The organism is Streptomyces sp. NBC_00576, from assembly GCF_036345175.1.
Taxonomy (GTDB): Bacteria; Actinomycetota; Actinomycetes; order Streptomycetales; family Streptomycetaceae; genus Streptomyces.
On record NZ_CP107780.1, the window covers coordinates 1,309,881 to 1,327,186 of the forward strand.

General features: G+C 57.9%; 16 protein-coding genes. 12 read left to right on the top strand and 4 right to left on the bottom strand.

Going from position 1 to position 17,306, the window contains the following annotated elements; all coding sequences use genetic code 11:
* Positions 1 to 12 precede the first annotated feature (12 nt).
* On the top strand, positions 13 to 537 hold the full coding sequence (locus OG734_RS05490; protein ID WP_330286321.1) for a hypothetical protein: 525 nt from the start codon (positions 13 to 15) through the stop codon (positions 535 to 537).
* 38 nt (positions 538 to 575) lie between these two features.
* Here the strand turns inward: OG734_RS05490 and OG734_RS05495 are convergent, their stop codons facing one another.
* A complete protein-coding gene (locus tag OG734_RS05495) occupies positions 576 to 2,243 on the bottom strand; it encodes a hypothetical protein (protein WP_330286322.1) in 1,668 nt (555 codons plus the stop codon).
* Positions 2,244 to 2,966: 723 nt separating this feature from the next.
* Between OG734_RS05495 and OG734_RS05500 the strand changes: the two genes are divergently transcribed.
* The 7 genes from OG734_RS05500 to OG734_RS05530 all read left to right on the top strand — a co-directional run bounded on the left by OG734_RS05500 (position 2,967) and on the right by OG734_RS05530 (position 11,767).
* Complete coding sequence (locus tag OG734_RS05500; RefSeq protein WP_330286323.1) at positions 2,967 to 3,896, top strand: single-stranded DNA-binding protein; 930 nt, start codon at positions 2,967 to 2,969, stop codon at positions 3,894 to 3,896.
* Positions 3,897 to 4,508: 612 nt separating this feature from the next.
* Positions 4,509 to 6,596 (top strand): helicase HerA domain-containing protein, encoded by a 2,088-nt coding sequence (locus OG734_RS05505; protein ID WP_330286324.1) that lies wholly within the window; start codon positions 4,509 to 4,511, stop codon positions 6,594 to 6,596.
* A complete protein-coding gene (locus OG734_RS05510) occupies positions 6,589 to 7,119 on the top strand; it encodes a hypothetical protein (protein ID WP_330286325.1) in 531 nt (176 codons plus the stop codon). Before OG734_RS05505 ends, OG734_RS05510 begins: the two co-directional genes overlap by 8 nt.
* Positions 7,120 to 7,246: 127 nt before the next feature.
* Positions 7,247 to 8,242, top strand: coding sequence for a replication-relaxation family protein (locus tag OG734_RS05515; protein ID WP_330286326.1), 996 nt, complete (start codon positions 7,247 to 7,249; stop codon positions 8,240 to 8,242).
* A gap of 59 nt (positions 8,243 to 8,301) precedes the next feature.
* Positions 8,302 to 9,744, top strand: a complete 1,443-nt coding sequence (locus tag OG734_RS05520) for a type IV secretory system conjugative DNA transfer family protein (RefSeq protein WP_330286327.1) — start codon at positions 8,302 to 8,304, stop codon at positions 9,742 to 9,744.
* Positions 9,745 to 9,969: 225 nt separating this feature from the next.
* Positions 9,970 to 10,386, top strand: coding sequence for a PIN domain-containing protein (locus tag OG734_RS05525; protein ID WP_330286328.1), 417 nt, complete (start codon positions 9,970 to 9,972; stop codon positions 10,384 to 10,386).
* 967 nt (positions 10,387 to 11,353) lie between these two features.
* Positions 11,354 to 11,767, top strand: coding sequence for a DUF6197 family protein (locus OG734_RS05530; protein ID WP_330286329.1), 414 nt, complete (start codon positions 11,354 to 11,356; stop codon positions 11,765 to 11,767).
* A 190-nt stretch (positions 11,768 to 11,957) separates the two neighbouring features.
* Here OG734_RS05530 and OG734_RS05535 read toward each other — a convergent pair whose 3' ends face one another.
* The 3 genes from OG734_RS05535 to OG734_RS05540 form a co-directional block, all read right to left on the bottom strand.
* On the bottom strand, positions 11,958 to 12,143 hold the full coding sequence (locus tag OG734_RS05535) for a DUF397 domain-containing protein (protein ID WP_330286330.1): 186 nt from the start codon (positions 12,141 to 12,143) through the stop codon (positions 11,958 to 11,960).
* 341 nt (positions 12,144 to 12,484) lie between these two features.
* Complete coding sequence (locus tag OG734_RS47885; protein ID WP_443064829.1) at positions 12,485 to 12,703, bottom strand: hypothetical protein; 219 nt, start codon at positions 12,701 to 12,703, stop codon at positions 12,485 to 12,487.
* Complete coding sequence (locus OG734_RS05540; RefSeq protein WP_319129926.1) at positions 12,703 to 12,909, bottom strand: hypothetical protein; 207 nt, start codon at positions 12,907 to 12,909, stop codon at positions 12,703 to 12,705. The genes OG734_RS47885 and OG734_RS05540 overlap by 1 nt, the downstream gene beginning before the upstream one ends.
* Before the next feature lie 172 nt (positions 12,910 to 13,081).
* Here OG734_RS05540 and OG734_RS05545 point away from each other — a divergent pair, with 172 nt between their 5' ends.
* From OG734_RS05545 to OG734_RS05560, 4 genes are all read left to right on the top strand, one after another.
* Positions 13,082 to 13,834 carry a DUF6879 family protein gene (locus tag OG734_RS05545; RefSeq protein WP_330286331.1) on the top strand — a complete coding sequence of 251 codons (753 nt, stop codon included), beginning with the start codon at positions 13,082 to 13,084 and terminating at the stop codon, positions 13,832 to 13,834.
* Positions 13,835 to 13,853: 19 nt separating this feature from the next.
* Positions 13,854 to 14,705, top strand: a complete 852-nt coding sequence (locus OG734_RS05550) for a helix-turn-helix domain-containing protein (RefSeq protein ID WP_330286332.1) — start codon at positions 13,854 to 13,856, stop codon at positions 14,703 to 14,705.
* 133 nt (positions 14,706 to 14,838) lie between these two features.
* Positions 14,839 to 15,591 carry a ParA family protein gene (locus tag OG734_RS05555; RefSeq protein ID WP_330286333.1) on the top strand — a complete coding sequence of 251 codons (753 nt, stop codon included), beginning with the start codon at positions 14,839 to 14,841 and terminating at the stop codon, positions 15,589 to 15,591.
* Between the two features lie 1,460 nt (positions 15,592 to 17,051).
* Positions 17,052 to 17,297: a helix-turn-helix domain-containing protein gene (locus OG734_RS05560; RefSeq protein ID WP_330286334.1), complete on the top strand. Its 246-nt coding sequence runs from the start codon at positions 17,052 to 17,054 to the stop codon at positions 17,295 to 17,297.
* Positions 17,298 to 17,306 lie beyond the last annotated feature (9 nt).

A 17,306-nucleotide genomic window follows, 5' to 3' on the forward strand; every position in this document is an offset into this window, starting at 1 on the left:
GTGATCCGAGGTGTGACTCACACCACGTTGTGCCAACCTGGAGGGGAGGAGATCGACGGTTTCGCAATGGAGGTCACTTCAATGACGCCAACTAAGACTCGTCGTCGAACGATTCGGCCGCTATTTCGCTGGTTTGGCGCAGCAGTTGGGCTCACCACTCTAGCGTTTGGCATTGTCGCCACCTTCAAGAAGGACGCGAGCGAAGCGGGGACTGCCAGTTTGTTTGTACTGGCACTCGTGTTTCTCATGTTCGCCATTGCAGGCCGGCTACCAACACAGGTTTCCTTGGGAAAAGACCATTCCATCAGTTGGGCTGAGGCCTCGAAAGCTGTGACTGAGAAGAATCAGGAGCAGGTAACCGAGGCTGCTAAGGAAGTTGCTCCGGATTTTGAAGCACGTTTCGTGGAGGCAACGGACCCAGAAAAGGTTCGAGCATTCCTCATCGACTATACAGGTGCAGTAAAGGCCAAGGTACAGCCTCCGACGCCTGACGAGGCAATTCGGTTGTACACCGAGCGAGTAGATACGCCTAGATAGCGAGGAATCGGGCTATCACACACAAGGACAATTCGAGCTTAATGATGTTCAACCCGCACCATGAGTGTGTGTCGATCGAGTCTCTCGTCAACCTTTTGCGGTGCCGAAGAATTTTCGAGTTCGCCGAATGAGACTTGGTCGGTCATATACAGAATAAGCGTGAGTAGCCACAGACCAACAAGCAATACAGCAGCGCCATAGTGGACTTTTCGATTCACTTCAGCGGCGAGGGTCGTACTATGCCGCACGAGCAATAGGGCAGCCGCAACAGCGGAAGGCACCAGTAGAACCGCGACATCATTTCCCGACAGATCTTTACCCCCTCCAATTCCTCCAGCATTAGAAACCAAGGTCACAAATCCAACAATAGCGGTCAGCGTCAGGAGCAAGATCACCAGGTTTGTGGCGATTACACCGCTCGAAGGACGCAAGGGAAGTTCGAGCCACATCCGCTCTTTACGGCCGGGCTTAGCATCATAGAACGCGATGATTTCGTCGGTTGCTTCTGATGCATCAGGTGGCGATACGGGCGCGATAGGGAGGTATCGCTCGTCCATGGGCTTCCATTTTTCTCTGATCAACTCTACAGAAGCATCCATCATCCGAACGCTCACGTGATTTGTTCGAGCATCGGCAAAGTTGACCAGCTGATGGACCCTCTTGCGTCGAATCTTTCGACGCAGTCCTTCATGATGCCTAGCGTCGTCGATGACACCTCCTTGAGGCTCTCTTAGCGGCAGGGCCCTCCTTTCCGATACTTTAATCAGAAAAGGGGAATCGAGGGGAACTTTGCACTCGGCGAGTGCATCCCAGTTTCTACCGTAGTCCGAATACACCCTCACGAACCGCTTGGCATTGGCAGTATTATTTCGACTTCCTTCGGTGACTAGATTCCGAAGTCGCTCCAAAAGGATTCTTGTTCTATCCTCGTCGGGCAACCATTGCCGATCTAGGTACGGAAGCGCCAGTAGTGGATTCTCCGATGCGCTGTTAATGTCTGGAGGGGAGTTTTCACATACTGCTCGCCGGAGTGGCTCAATAGCACATTGAAAAGATGCAATGTCAGGAGGAGATAGCTCCGTTTTCCCAAAATGACTCGCCAACCCTTTGGCCGTTAGGTATTCACAAAGCAGACTCGTGAAAGCCTCTTTCTTACCCTTTACTTTTTTGCTCCGTTCGTGAATTGTCTGCCATGGGCCAACAGGAAACTGACAGATCGCATCAAGGAGTGCCATTAGATCAGGAGGGAAATCTCCAGCCCACTCAGACGCCAAAGTCTCCAGAAAACGAGATTGAAAATATCCATGGGCAGCACGAGGAAGAAGGAAAGCGATCTCGCCATCTACAGTAAGGTCGAAGTCGAACAGCTGCCTCTTGGGAAAGTTTCCCACTGGCAGGTAGAGCCGGGCGTGGGTGTCAGTACTCTGCACCCCATCTGCGGCGATGCCTTTTAGCAACTCACGAAGCGGCATGGCCTGGATTGACCTTCGCCTATCCGCGAAGATGGCACTTGAGAGTTCGATTTGTTCAACTGCACGCAATCGCCAGGCAAGAGGATTACGCAAGAGACCGAATACAACATCATCGCGAATCTTTGGAGGTTCTCGCAGTTCAGAGACTCGGTCCTCACATCCCTGGTCCTGCTTAGGATTTTCCGCTCCTTGTTGCGTGTCCTTGGATTCCCCTTCATGTTCCCGTGATCCCACTGGCCTTGCTCCTGTCCTCAAATAAGCACCCTATTGCCAACCTTGCTACTACCAGCGATCTCCTGCGCGCTAACAGCCGACGCCTTAAGATCAGCCAGACGGAGCTATATGTCATGCGCATGACATGTGTGACTTGCGCAGAACATGGGAGTCGTGGCGGCCCACCAAGGGCGGGGAGGCCTACATTGGAGTCATCACGCAAAGTTACCATTGTAAATGATCACCAGAAATGGTAAGATCATTTTTGACTTGTATGGAAAAGAGCACATCTCGGGGCGGACCCGATCACCAAGAACATAAGCGCAGAATATTTCGCGCATTCAGGAGAAACCCTATGAGTACGCCTCAGGAAATGTCGCAGACCCAGCCTACTGTCAACCCGCTTTGGCGCGATGAGAGCAGCACTCAGGATTCCACAAGCTTGCCCGCGGCTGGCACTGTCTGGGAAATGAAGGCACTGCAGAGCCCTAGCGAGCCGCAGGTGGACGACTACTTCTCAGGAACCATCTTCATACAGTAAGCCGCAAGGGAATTTACCGGTGGTTGGCCCCATCTAAACTCCTCATCGAGGAGAGCAAGACGACTCATTCGGTAAGTTAGTTTAAAGCATGGAAGCGGGAAGGTCAAGGTCGACCTCAAGCAGTATTGGGTAAATAGGGTTTTTTGCGCGAGTAATCTGTCTTACATCTTTCCTCGTTCTGACCTCGTATAATCCGTTCTCGTATGACAGAACGAGCAAGACCTACATTTGATACACAAGCCGTCGCGAAGGCGCTCGGCACCCAGGCTCAAGCGGTGACCGATCCCGCGTACGGCGAGGGCCAGCACTTCCAGGTGCGAAGCAACGGCACCTTTCTGAGTCTCGATACCTTCCCCGAGCGTGGCGTTTCCCGCATCACCACCAAGGGCGCTCGTATCGAGCTCTTCGGCGACATGCTGCCCCACGTCGAGGACGAGGGCATCGTCTTCATGCAGAAGGACCAGGAGCACGAGCACTCCACGGCGACCATTCATCCCGATGGTGGCTTGACGTTTGGCTACCAGGTCGATGCCGGGCCGGTTGCGGTCGATGGCCTCCCACAGGACATGGAAGACACCGAGCAGATCATCACGCGCCATGAGGCCGTCCAGGCCCCGGCCGAGGAGGACAGCCCACCTGTCACCGTGCAGGGAGCCAAGCCGCCGGAGAAGCCTGGGCCCGAACCATCCCGGGCACTTGGTGCCCTCCCTGATGTGCGCCCGATGATCCAGCAGATTGAATCCACGCCCGAGCCCGCTAAGCCCACGGAAGGCGCGCCGCAGCAGGAGCAAGACGCGAAGGAGGAGTCGGAGGCCGGCGAGGCCGAGCGTCAGCGGGTCAAGCTGGTTGGTCGACTCGGACGTACCCCCACGGTGCGGGAAACCGCGGGCGGCAAGCTCGTCGGCAAGTTCCCCCTGGCCGTGCATCTCGACGACGGAACGACCAAGTGGCACAACATCGTGGCTTTCGGCGAGCGCGCAGCAGCACTCAAGACGCGCACCGAAGCCGGCGAGTTGGTCAAGGGAAACGAGATCGAGGTCGTGGGCTACCTCCATGAGCGGGAGTACCAGGGCAGAGACGGCACGACCAAGACGGCGCAGGAGATCTACTCAGTTGCGGTAACACGACACTGAGCAAGCCTTCGGGCTTGGCCGTGGATGCGCGTCGGCGCCTCTACTACTTTTCTACCATGAAACAGACCAGGTCTCCCTGCGCATTCTTTTAGGACGACACAAATCCTGTCGTCCCTTTTTTGCGTCTTGACACTCGCGTGTCGAATATGAGAAAAACAGTTATATATGCCAGAAGGAGGAGAAGTACAACAACCAGAAGAGCCTAGCTGGCTCTCGGAATATCCTAAGCGCGCGGGATCGCCTGAGGATAAGGCACGCATTGACGAAGAGTACGCAAAGGCCGCGCAAGATCCTACGACCGCCAAGATAGACGAGCTGATATGGGGACCAGGTGGAACTCACAAGGCGGCTGAGGAGCGGATGGCCAAGGAGCTTATTCGGTCGCAGCCAACAGAACAGAAGCCATCCGACGAGGCCTCCAGAGAGGGCCGTCAGTCATCGAAGGCTGATCGTCCCCTGAGACGGCAGGTTCAACGGGTCCTCACCTGGCTTCGCCTTCATCGATGACGAGTTGACGCCTCAGTACCGCTTCCACGTGCCCCTCGGCGTGTGCAGGCCTACGCTTGACGCTAAGAGACAGCGTCCCTCCTTCTCCAGAAGGGGCTGCACGTCATGGGCTCCAATGTTCTGCTCGGTCACGACGGTGCTACCCCCGTCTACCTGCGCTACGACCGCCGCACAGCTCACGTAGCCATCCTCGGCAAGTCCCGCTTCGGCAAGACCACCCTGCTTGAGCACCTGATCTTGCAAGACATGCGAGATGACACAGCCGCCATCGTGATTGATGCCCATGGTGACCTCACCAAGCGCCTTATCTCCCTTGCACCTTCTGATATACGGGACAAGCTCATCCTGGTCGAAGCGAATGGTGACCGCCCGTTTGGGCTGAACCTCTATGAGTGTCCTCCTGCGGCTAGCGTGGAAGTCATAACCACCACAGTTGGTAACGTCGTTGGGATCTTTCACAAGCTCATGGGTGTGGAGGGTGGCGGGCTCCTGCCGGTAATTGACTCGGGACTTCGCAACACTGCCCGCGTGCTTATTGCCAATGGCCTAACCATGGCGGAGATACCTCAGCTCTACCTAGACCCGGTGTTTCGACATGCCGCTCTCGCCCAGGTAAGCAATCCAGGTGTGCATCAGTACTGGCAGGAGTACGAATCCAGTACGCGACAGCGCCAGCAAGAGAGGCGCGACCCCGTACTCAACAAGGTCGGCCGTTTCCTTGAAGATGACCTTATTCACCTCATGATTGGACAGGCCAGGACGACTGTTCCGTTCAAAGAGGCAATGGACGGGGGCGGAACCCTCATCCTCAACCTCGTCGGCCTGGATCGTGAGTCCGTCTCGTTCCTTGGCATGGTGTTTCTCTCGGTTCTGAGCAACCTCATACACCAGCGCTCGGTCTCCGAGGGGCCGCGGTCTCGCGTGCACTTGTACCTGGACGAGTACGGCCGGTTCGCCACCTCCACCACGCAGCAGCTTCTTGAGGAGGGCGGCAAGTACGGCCTGGGCGTAACCATCGCACATCAAAACCTCGCTCAGACGCCCCAGCGAGAGGCGCTGCACGTCGAATCCCTCATCGCCTTTCAGCTCTCAGGGGAAGACGCACCGATCGTAGCTAACGAGTTTGACTGCACGCCTACTCGAACCAAGAAGGTTGCCAGGCAGCGCACCGATCCGCAGTATAAGGAGTGGGATGAAGAAATCTGGGACAGCGAGACGGCCAAGAAGCAATACGACGACCTGTCGCGCAAGTTGTATCCGGCTAGAGAGCGCGCCGACCTCGCCGAGCGCAGGCTATCCATCCTAGAGAAAAGCCTCAATGAGCCATTTACCGTCGAAGCGAAATCTGGGCATCGCACGTTTGTCTACGACGGGAGCTTTCCGTTTGATCGAATCCGCAAAGGGCTCCTTCCCCTCCCTGTCGACAAACCAATGAGCTGGCATATGCCGTTCAATCCTTCTGGTGCATATTTTAATTATTTGGTCGAGTTCGCGCTAGAGCATGACACGTGCACTCGTTCAGGCATGATTGAAAGTAATGCCATCTGGGAGCAGTATTTCTACATTCTTGGCACCAGCCATTGGTCGTGGCTGTCCGGGCTTCTTTCTCTCAACTATCGCTTGAGCGATGACGCTCCATGGGTCAAGTCATTCAAAAAAGAACTCGCGGAAATACTAGGCCCTCGTTACGAACGATCGTCCGTTAGATTCATTCCCGATGATAGCCTCGGATCAGCTCCTCCGCCCGGATACGAGCGGCGAGTTAGCGAGGAGACTCCCTGGCCACTTTATGGCCACTGGGTACCTGATCAGTTTCCTGAGGGTGTTACCTGGCTCGCGGGAAAGATAGCCGAGCTATACCGAGACCAAACTCAATATCACGAATTGCGTGAGCGTGCTGAGCTTCATTATGCGCGTCACCACTCAACTCGGCACCACAAAGAGTACCTCGGCGAGAAGCCGTCACAGGAAACCGTGCGTGGGTCGAAAATGGTTCGTTCGATCTTTCCGGGCGGCACATCATACCCCCTGTCTTACGAGCACCAAGTGAACGCCCAGTGGTTTGACTATGTCGAGGAGCTCGACCAAACCCACGCAGATCGGCAAGCTGAAATTGCCAACATGTTGACGCAGCTCCCCCGATACGTCGCGTACTGCAAGGTTTTCGATCCCGAGGAGAGGCCCCATGACTGAACATAGGGTCCAGACGCCGGCTCCCGCTAACGCCAAAACGCAGGCCGAGACGCATTATTTTGACGATCAGCTTAAGAGAGCACTGAGAATCAGTTCCAAGATCAGAAATCCAGAACCTCTAGATATCCTGCAGTTCAGCGGTCACTCGCCTGAGATAGGAACGTATATCAAGACGGAGGAGTTCCAAAGAAGGATGTCAGATTTTATGCGCGATTGGCGGTATGGGGCTAGGAGGGCAAAACGCTCACCAATTACGTCACCCCCGCTGAAAATAGAACATATGCGTAGCACGAGCCGTGATCGCTATGGCACACCAAGCGATCAGGTCGAGGAAGAGATTAGGCGGAGGCAGGAGCGCTTGGTTCACGGTCAGGTCAGCACCAAAGCGGCTCCATCTCCGATTGATCTGGCCCAGGCGACAGCTAGGGCCAAGTGGCAACGGGACCACCCAATCGAACAGAATTCCGAGGAAATCCTCTCAGTGCTTCCCTCTATCGGCAGGAGGTCACCGAAGCAGAAATAGTCGGTTATTACGGGAGTCTTACGGCCTTGACGTTCGAGTTCTCACGCGCGTTTGGCAAAGTAGCGCAATGAACGATGCACTTCATACTTCCAGCGTTACGCCTCGCAGCCCGCTTCGTATCGGAGCCGTGGACGAGGAGATTCTCCGCGCCATCAACCGGTTGCAGTACATGACCGCTGCCCAGGTGGGTCGCCTGCTGTATCCCGACCAGCACGACGACAACCGCTATGTGCAGCGCCGCCTGCGTAGCTTGGTCGAGGCCGGCTACCTCCTCAGGCTTCGCGAGCTGCCCGCCCCTCGCATTGGGTCAGCACCGCACGTCTTCACCCTGGCGGACAGGGGCCGGCGCTTTGTTGCGGGTCGTGGCGACGTGCTTGCCAGTTCGTACTACCGACCGTCTGAGGAGCGGGCCAAGGCTCGGGACAACCCGTTCATGGAGCACACCCTTGCCGCCGTGGACGTTCTCGTTGCCGCAGAGAGCCTGTGTCGCAGGTTCCAGGTGTCGATGCCACGCCTCCTCAATGAGCGCCAGCTCAAGCGAAGCGGTGTCCGGGTGCAACCCGCTGGCCGCCCTGATGCGCCCCGTGTCGCCGTCATTCCCGACGCATGGTTTGAGCTTCAGGTCTCAGACGATCCCTCGGTGGCAATCACCTTGGAACTCGACCGGGACACGGAAGGCCAGAAGCACTGGCGCCGCAAGATCGCCGCCCTCACGGCCTGGGCCGAGGGCCCGTATCGTCGCGCCTTTGAGGTCGACAACCTCACGGTGGCCGTTGCAGCCCCAAGTACGCCACGTCGTGAACAGCTCAGTGCCTGGACACATGAGGAGCTTGAGGACATCGGCAAGGCGGAGCTGGCCGACATCTTCCTCTTCACCGAGGCGTCCCCTGTTGAGACTGACCCCTTCGAGCTGTTCTTCAGCCCTTGTTGGTACCCAGCCGGCGCAGTCCGTCCCGTGAGTTTGCTCGATCCCCTGCCGGAAGTCCCTGAACAAGAGGCCGCCGCCGTTCACTCGAAGTCGGCGCCAAAGGAACCAGAGGAGCCACCGAGCCCGCCCGGTTTCCCATGGGTGCTCATGGATGAAGACCAGGAGGAGCCAGAGTGGGGCTGGCCTGACAAATGATCTTCCGCCCTGCCCGCTCACAGTCGCGCATCGCGCTTGGCACGTACCGCAGGTGGCTCATGCCACGGACCCTCTATCTGCCGCTGAGCGACGCCCGCGTCCACATGCACGTACTGGGCAAGACGGGATCGGGCAAGAGCTACTTCCTCGCCTCCCTTTTTCTCTCCCTCTACCTGGCCGGCCAGCCCGTCACTCTCATCGATCCCCACGGCGATCTGGCCCAGTTGGTTCTGGCTCATCTCGTCCAGGCCCGCCAGCTTGTCACCCCGGAGCAGCGAGCCCGGCTCATGTATCTGGACGTACCGGCCGCTGCCGTCGAGGGGCGGTATCTGCCGTTTAACTTCCTCGCCCAGCCCTACGACGACCATGCGATGGCCGAGCACGTCGCCGAGGCAGCCCGCCGGGCCTGGCCCGAGCTGGCCCATGGCGCACCGACGTTTGAGAACATCCTCAAACACTCGGTCGTGGCACTGCGCGAGGCAGGACTCCCGCTGACCCGCCTGTCGGATCTACTGACGGACAAGGCGCTCCGCGACGAACTACTCACCCACGTTGCCGATCCGCAGGTGATTCGCTTCTTCAAGCTGCGCATGGATCAGTGGGGAAGGGACGCACCCCGGATGAAGGAGTCGACACTCAACCGGGCTGATCTTCTGACTCTCTCGCCCATCCTCCGCTACGCCCTCGGACACGAGCGCAACGTCCTGGACTTCCGAGCCATCATCGACTCGGGTACGTCCCTCATCGTCAACCTGGCAGTCGCGTCCCCCGATGCCCGCCGGCTCTTCGGCTGTCTGCTCACTGTGGGCATGGAGACCGCGGCACTCAGTCGGGCCAACGTCCGGGCCGCAGGATCAGGCCGTGCCCCACACTTTCTGATCTTGGACGAGTTCTCGCAGTTCATGGCCCAGAGCGAGGAGAGCCTCACCCGTATGCTCTCGGAAACCCGCAAGTACAACCTGTTCTGTGTCATGGCCCACCAGAACTGGAGCCAGGCATCAGACCGACTCAAGGGAGCCCTTCAGAACGTGGGCATGGAGGTCATCCTCAAAGCCGGGAGACCTGACGCCGAGCACTCGGCCCGCCTCTTCGGCACGGTCGACCCGGACGCCATCAAGCACATCGTCACCGACCACGCCGCCGAAGAGCGCACGCATCCGACGTACTACGCCCTCCAGGAGCAGTGGGAGCGACAAGTCCAGTCCATCCAACAACTACGCGTCGGCCAAGCCTTCATCAGGCTCCCAAACGACGAGGTGCGCAAGGTCACCACCCCCACACTCCCCAACCTCACCGAGCCACCTGAGAGTCTGGCCGAGGTCGAGCAGTACTACCTTGACCGCTACTTCGAGCCGCCCAGCGTCGCGGCCCCTCTCGTCACCACAACGCAAGCGCCTGCCTCTTCAACCTTGATCGGCCGTAGGCCAGGGCCACACAGAAAACCTGGCTCTTCATCTGCCGGGACCGTCTTTGCCTATTCCGCAAGGAAAGGCAGACGTTGACTCCCTAGTGTTAAATATGCTATAAGCAAAGATATATGTTGCATACGCCTATAAATATCGAGCATTCTGAACAGCTCAGACGCGAACTGCGTGCCAGTGCTCCCACTGCTCGTACTATGCCGAGGGAGACCCTCGGGGATGCACTCTTGCGTCTCGCCAAGCTTGGCAAAGAGCTGAAGGTCACAGGGCCTACTGATCTGTCCTCCCGAATCGACGACTACCTGTATGGAGGAAAGTAGCCCACACATCATCATTGCGGATACGAGCGGACTCGTCTCCCTGTTTCATCCACTAGACAGCAATCACGATATAGCTGTAGCAGCCGCAGAGCGCCTCCGTGATCGTCACACCACCATGCTCATTCCAGTGGCGGTATACCTGGAGTTACTTAACATTCTTGGTCGCATAATGGGCCACGAGGCAGCTGTGCGGGTGGCCGAGGAACTGTCAGACCACTTCACCATCCTCAACAACATCAGCTCTTCGTCCCTCCTAGCCTCATTGAAGTTGTTCGCAGAGGTTTCCGGATCTGTTAGTCACACTGACTGTGTCGTCATGGCATCGTGCGACGAGTATGGGACTTTGGAAATCTTCGGCCTTGACAAGGCGTTCGCTCGCCTTGGGTACCACATCATCACTTAGGTTCTGACCATCTTTCCCTTCCTCCCCTTAATTGACGGTTCCCTTGCGGGCTTGCCTCTCGGGTCAAGGACCGGCGGAGCCGGCTTGCGAAGTCCTTGACGCGCAGGCAAACCGCGACAGTATGACGTCAAAGGAAGGAAGGGGTATCCCATAGCTGAGGCTCTGTCATAGGACTCATGTCGCAGAAGAATTGTCTGGCGACGGGGTTTTGAGGTCGTGTGACACTTTTGACTCCCCCACGGGACCTGTAGTCACATCTTTATTCAGTAGCGTAGCTTCCAGCTCCCGTTAGAGAGCTGGAATTTGGTCTCCCACTTCTAAACTTTCACCTGTGGACTTATAAGGTGATCGTCGCCGAGCCTTACTAGATGTGAGCTCGTTTCGACTTCCAAACGAATCCCAATGCGATGAGCCCTACCACAACCGCAATGACAACGCCCATAATCATGCCTGCCTGCTGCGCGCTGTAAACCTCTCCAATGACAGGCATATCTAGCGTTACTTTGCAGCTAGAGGGCTGGGGGAACATGGACGTGGACGTTTCATAGCTCACCTCGGGGCAGGAGGTCTTGCCGTTCGTTTTGAATAGCTCTGCCCCCCACAAGCCGCCCGCTACGCCGAAGACGGAGGTGGTTAGCCCGCCAGGGATCAGCGCCCTCCCCGCCTCGTACGCCAAGCCCGAGGCAGTGCCGTTCTCGACCATTGGATCTCCTGGTTGTTAGCTCGCGGCCCTTTCGATGCCTCCATGACAACAGGCATGTGTCTGATATGTACAGATCTATCCTTTATTTACGTTTCATGCGATACTGCCAATGTTCGCGACTGTTTAATGCGCAATGATTTCTGCCAAGTGCCGTACTAACTCACGGAGTTACGACGTGGCCCTGAAGATTTATCCACCTGCCCTGTCTTGGGGCCCCTACGCCGGGAGTAACATGGGGCTAATCCCTGCCACACGGGAGGCTCAATGACACCTGACGAGGTACTGCGCAAGGCAGTTGAGATCATCGATCGCGATGGACACACCCAGTTCCGCTCGTTTGCCTGGCCCCGTCCTGAGGATGTGGCTCATGAGCCTCCCTGGATCGAGCCCGTAGAGGAGGCCGGCAGGTCTGCTCCGGTCTCTGTCGTGGGTGCAATTGAGCGTGCCATCTGGGGCACCGTCATGGAATTTGCCCTCTCGAACCCGAACTTCGATCAAGAGTACGAGCAGTGCCTTCGAGTGCAGAATTATTTCCTGCGCTGGGTGCGGCGCAACTGCGCCATCTGGGACGTCTCAAGCTGGAATGACGACCGGGACACCACTGCCGAAGACGTTGCCCGCGCTTTGCGTCAGGCCGCACGGGATTGGCCCGCGTGGAACGCAGCCCCCCGAGCATAAGAGTGGCCCTGAGGCTTTACCCACCTCCCTCGTGGTGGGGCCCGACGCGGGAAGACCTCATCGGACACTAAAGGGCAGCTGTACTGCTGCCCGATCCGCTGGCGAGCGTAAGGCCTTCCCGCTCCCACCACGATGCAGGGCACCGGCCAAAGCCTCAGGGCGATGAGCAGTTTGGGTAGGGGTGGTGTCGCTACAGTGGGAGTTCCTTCGTGAACTCGACGAAGCGTGCCCAGTTGGCCGGCTGGAGTGCCATGAGCCCTTGGTCTCGGCTCTTGGTGTCCCGGACCCAAATGATGGTGGGGTTGTTGTCAGCGATCTCAACGCAGTTCTCAGTCCCCGTGTAGGAACTGGTGCGCCAGTTGGGGTTTATGGCCATAGGTTTGGTTCTCCTATTTGGTTGGCATCCTGTCAAAAGTGTTGAATCGCGGCGAAGACGATAGTGCTACCCGATCCACTGGCGAGCGTAAGCCCTCCTTGCTCCCACCACGATGCAGGCCACCGGCCAAAGGCTCAGGTCGAGGAGCCTGCCGGATTACGGCTTGCGGTTGTACGTGTGGCACGGGCACGTGCAGCGACGTATGAGCAGGATGCCGTTGGAACGGGGAAGCGGGATGTCTTCGATCTGGCGGCATCTGGTGTGGAGGTCCGTGTAGTCAGGACGAGCGGCGAGCGCGCACTCAGCAGACCGCGTTTCGAGGTCGTCGCCAGCAGTCGTACTCATCCGAACCGCTGCGCCCGATTGAGTTCGGTAACGCGAGCCCGCAGCGCTTCCGTCTCAGTCGCCGGCCTGACCTTCTCGGGGTTCGCGTCCCACTCAACTCCCCCTCCTGGTGCACGCAGTTGAACGTATGGGCCCTCGTGTCCCATCACGTAGCCGATCTTGTCTTCCTTCGAGGTGTCAACGACCAGGGCGTCAACCGGATGCTCCGTTGTCATCACTCACGGCCCCCTCGCCGTAGGGCGTCCGCCAGTCGCACGGCTACGTCAGCGCGCACCCGTCCGAGATCAACGAGCTTCAAGTCCGGCGACACGTGGTCGACCGAGAGAGACGGGAAGACGATGCCACCCGCCTCGTAGAGCGCCTCGCGCAGGGACTCCATTGCCGTGTGCGGGTCGACGTCCCGCGTCATGTCTTTGGCCATGAACAGGACGTTAGAAAAGGGGCGTTGGGGACGGCTACGGAAGTTGCATGAAGTTGCTTGACGACTCGGGAAAGTTGCGGGATGTTGTCGACGCAGGGCAACGGAACTTCTCCCGCGCAGCGTTGGTCTCGGGGAAGCTTGGGAGATCAGTCCCCGACGAAAGGCACTGATCATGGCGCGACGACTGCGCTTCAACGGCACAGGGAGCGGTGACACCGGGTGCCCTGCCGTGCATGAAGATCTCGACACGCGAGAGGTCATCGTGCACGGTCCGCCGCTCACGGACCCCGAGGACATCGCGCGGCTTCAGCACCTGGGCCCTGGTGAGGTGCCGATCGTGGTACCGCGTGAACTTCTCGTGGACTGGGGACCCAAGGACATGACGCGCGACGCTAAGATCATCGATCTGGACGCCTTCAACCGGCTGTTCGAGATCTTCGAGCACTCGGCATGGCGTCTGGAGACACGGCGCCGCTACGCCTCGGACGAAGCTACGGACACCTACGCCCAGTTCGCTGCTACCGGCCGTGTCACCTGGGACATGGACTCCTGGTACTGCAACACCATCCGGACGCAGGTCGCCGCGGGCAAGTCCGTCGGGCGTGTACGTGTCGTCGACAACCCGCCGACCGACGGGCAGCGTTACCTCATGATCAACGCGGAGCGCAACGCGCAACTCGGCGAGAACATGTGCAACGTCTGGCGCGAGGACGCAGAACGGTTGAACCTCGGTGATCAGGACTTCTGGATCTTTGACAGCCGCCTGGTTGCCGTCCTCAACTTCACCGACGACGACCAGTTGACCGACATTGAACTCATCACGGAACCGGGCGAAGTTGTCCGGCATTCCATGTTGCGTGATGCCGCCGTGCATCACGCCATCCCCTACGAGCGCTTCGCGGCCCTGCTGCCCGCGAAGGAGTGAAGCAGGCAGGTGAGTGCCGGTGGGCACGGACTATCAACAGGCGCGGGAAGCGCTCGGGCTACGCCTGAGGGAACTGCGGCTCTCGGCCCCCGGAGGCCGGCTCACCGGTACTCAGCTTGCCGAGCAACACGGCTGGCACAAGTCCAAGGTCAGCAGGCTCGAAAACGGAAAGATCACCCCGACTCCTGACGATCTGCGCTTGTGGGTTGACGGCACCGGCCAGCCCCAGGCGTACGACGAGCTGCTGTCCAGGCTCAAGGGTTTTGAGTCGCACATCCGCTCATGGCGGCGCCAGCTCGCCGCCGGGCATCAGCCCGTGCAACAGACGATCGCAGCCGAATACGCACGGTCCAGAGTCGTACACGGCTTTGAGAGCGTCACCGTGCCGGGTATTTTCCAGATCCCCGACTATGCCCGATCGATCTTCCAGCGGTACGCGGAGCTCCAGCGCTCCCCGCGCGACACGGAAGACGCCGTGCGAGCGCGACTTCAGCGACAAGAGCTGCTGTACGCCAGGGGCAAGCGCTTCAAGATCCTCATTGGCGAGACGGCGCTTCGCTCATTGATCTGCCCGCCCTCTGTACTCGCCGCTCAGCTGGACAGACTGACAGGGCTCATCGGCACAGACACAGTACAGCTCGGCATCATCCCGTTCACAGCTTCGCTGAAGATCCCGCCTACAGGCGGCTTCTGGATTCATGACGAACGGCTGGTCACTGTCGAGACCTGGCACGCAGAACTGTGGGTTGACGACGCGGACGCCATCGCCGCCTACTTGCGAACGTGGCGCACCCTCCAGGAGTCCGCTGTCTACAGCGCCGACGCGCAGAATGTCATCAACGCCTCGCGACGGGCATTGAACTTGAAATGAAGCACCTTAATTCCATTGGATTTCCATTTCTCATTGGTTATTGACATCGGGGGCCACTTTTCAGTATTCTGATACAGAATAAGAAATTGCGCCGGAATAACCCGCTTGGGTTTTCGGTGAATTTAACTTACCTATGGTCATTTCAATCGCATCACAGAAAGGCGGTGTCGGAAAGACATCATCCACCATTTCATTGGCCGCAGGCCTGGCCCGCAAAGGCAAGCGCGTCTTGCTTGTTGACATCGACTCCCAGGCCAACAGTAGCAAGGTGCTCCTTCACAATTATCCGCAGATCACCAAACAGCAGACCGTTTTTGCGACGATTCTTGAGCGCAGCCCCCTTCCTAATCACGAGACAGGCGTTCCCAACCTCCATATCGTTCCGTCACATATCCTGCTCTCCAACACAGATGTCGAGCTGACAACGGCCATCGACCACCGAGAGGAGCGGCTCAAAAAAGAACTCGATGCACTCAAAGGGAACTATGATTACGTTTTTATTGACTGTCCCCCTACTCTCTCGTGGCTTACCATCAACGCCTTTACCGCCTCAGACAAAGTGATTGTCGTTGTATCACCCGGCTACTTCGAGCTTGATTCGATTGTCCAGATCAGCAAGACGATCAAAGAGGTAAAGGAGTATTTTAATCCGCACCTTGAGCTCGCCGGCTTCCTGTTTACCATGAGTGATCCGACCGTCAACAGCAAAACCTCGCTTCAGATCTTGCGACAAACCTACACCGGCTCGGTTTTCAATACGGTGATCCCTCGCAATACGGATCTACGTGACGCGCATTTCAACCGGCAGGATGTCTTTTCGTTCAATCCCCGCTCGACAGCAGCACTCGCCTATAACAAGTTGATTGGCGAGCTTTTTGATGTATGAACAAGATTCTCAACACCGACGCAATACAAAACGATCTGGAAGAATCGGCCTTCTTTCGCCAAAGGAAGAATGATTCCGTACTACCCGTACCCCCCGTACGGGAGGTACCCCCAGGACTACCCGTACCCCTCGTCAAGCGAGTGATGAAACAGCGGCATCCGTTTGATATCTGGCGAGATCAGTATGAGTCTCTGCAACAGCTTTCCCTTGAAGAGAGAAGACGGGGCGAGGTAGGGAGCATGTCCGCCTTTGTTCGCGAGGCAATCGACAAGCTTCTCCTTGAAAGACGTCAATCGTCAAAATAGCTCACCTCAATATCGCTTACCCCGTACTACCCGTACCCCTAGTACCCCCCGTACCTCTAGTACGGGCCGGCCCGTACGGGTCGTACGCTCCGTACGGAACTAGGCAAGGCCCATGTCGATTTGCTTATATCAATAAGCAGACCAGGCAGCCGCCGTCTCCCCCGCGCAAGTGGGGTTTGCGAATAAAGACGGACTAGCCTGCCGTGATCGAAGTGACCGACTGACCGAAGCAAACACGATCGATCCAGTAAGTACTGGATCTTTCTAGGACGCTGGTTCACTACCAGTCAATCTGAGTTACCTCATCGACCGAAGGTCGATAGGCAAGCGAAGGGAACGAGAGAGCCAAGAGAACGGGGAATAGGGGAGCCACCAAGGGGGACCTTAGGGGGAAGGTTCGTCGTACCCAAAAACGGTGCACGTGGCTACGAGCTTGGTTCGTAGTGAGTCACAAGATTGATCGTTTATCTTCGGTACTCGGTTTTGAGCAGGTCGGGTGTCGTACCGTCTCAGGCCGGTACGACAGGCGGTACACGAGAAGCGGGTCAGTGGAGACGTCCTGCGGACGGTTGTAGCTGGAAGGAATGGCCCGCTGACCAGCGGGTTCGGGGTGGTCATCGGACGGGGGGAGTCAGCCGCACCGCGAGGTGAGTCCAACCTTCCTGCGGTCGGTGGCGCGGCTGACTCCCCCCGTCCTCTCCACCAGCACACAAGGTCTACGACCAGCCCTTCGGGTGTGTGCCGGCTCCGAGTCCACCCCCCAAGGGGGGCCACAGTGGCCACCCGACGGCATTCCTTCCAGACCTTCCTTCCGTCGGGTGGCTATAAGCCGCTAACGCGGTAGAACGGATCGCGGTGCGATCACCAGATTGGTCGCTTCGCGAACACCGAGGGTGACTCGGTACCCGAGTAGGGGACTGATGGGTTGATAGCCTGCCGGCGGGCGCACGGGGCGTTTTCGTCCTCTGTCGGTGGTACGGCGCGGCTGGTAAAAACGGGGAGGAGACACAAAAGCAAAAGAATCTTCCCCTCGTGTCCCTTTTCGCCCGATATTGCTTGGGTTTTGGCAGCTGGCCGGATAAAATAGAAGGAGTAGGCTGACCCTCTTCTTGTGCAGCCGAGCATCCTCATATCTCCACCAACGGTCTGTTGGGAATGTTCGCCACCACCCGCACTGGGCGGTGTCGCCAAGGAGTGATCACCTTGCAACCCACTCTTGATGAGATTCGCTCGTGGGCAGCCACGGTTGATGTGTGTCAGGCCGCTTTGGCCCTGGGAATTTCCAAATCTCACTTGTACGAGTTGATCAAGCGGGGTGAAGTACCGTTTCGGGTTGTGGCGTTTGGCAGCCGTTACCGGGTACTAACCGCCTCCTTGGTTCGGTACCTCGAAGCCCTCTAAGAGGGCGGG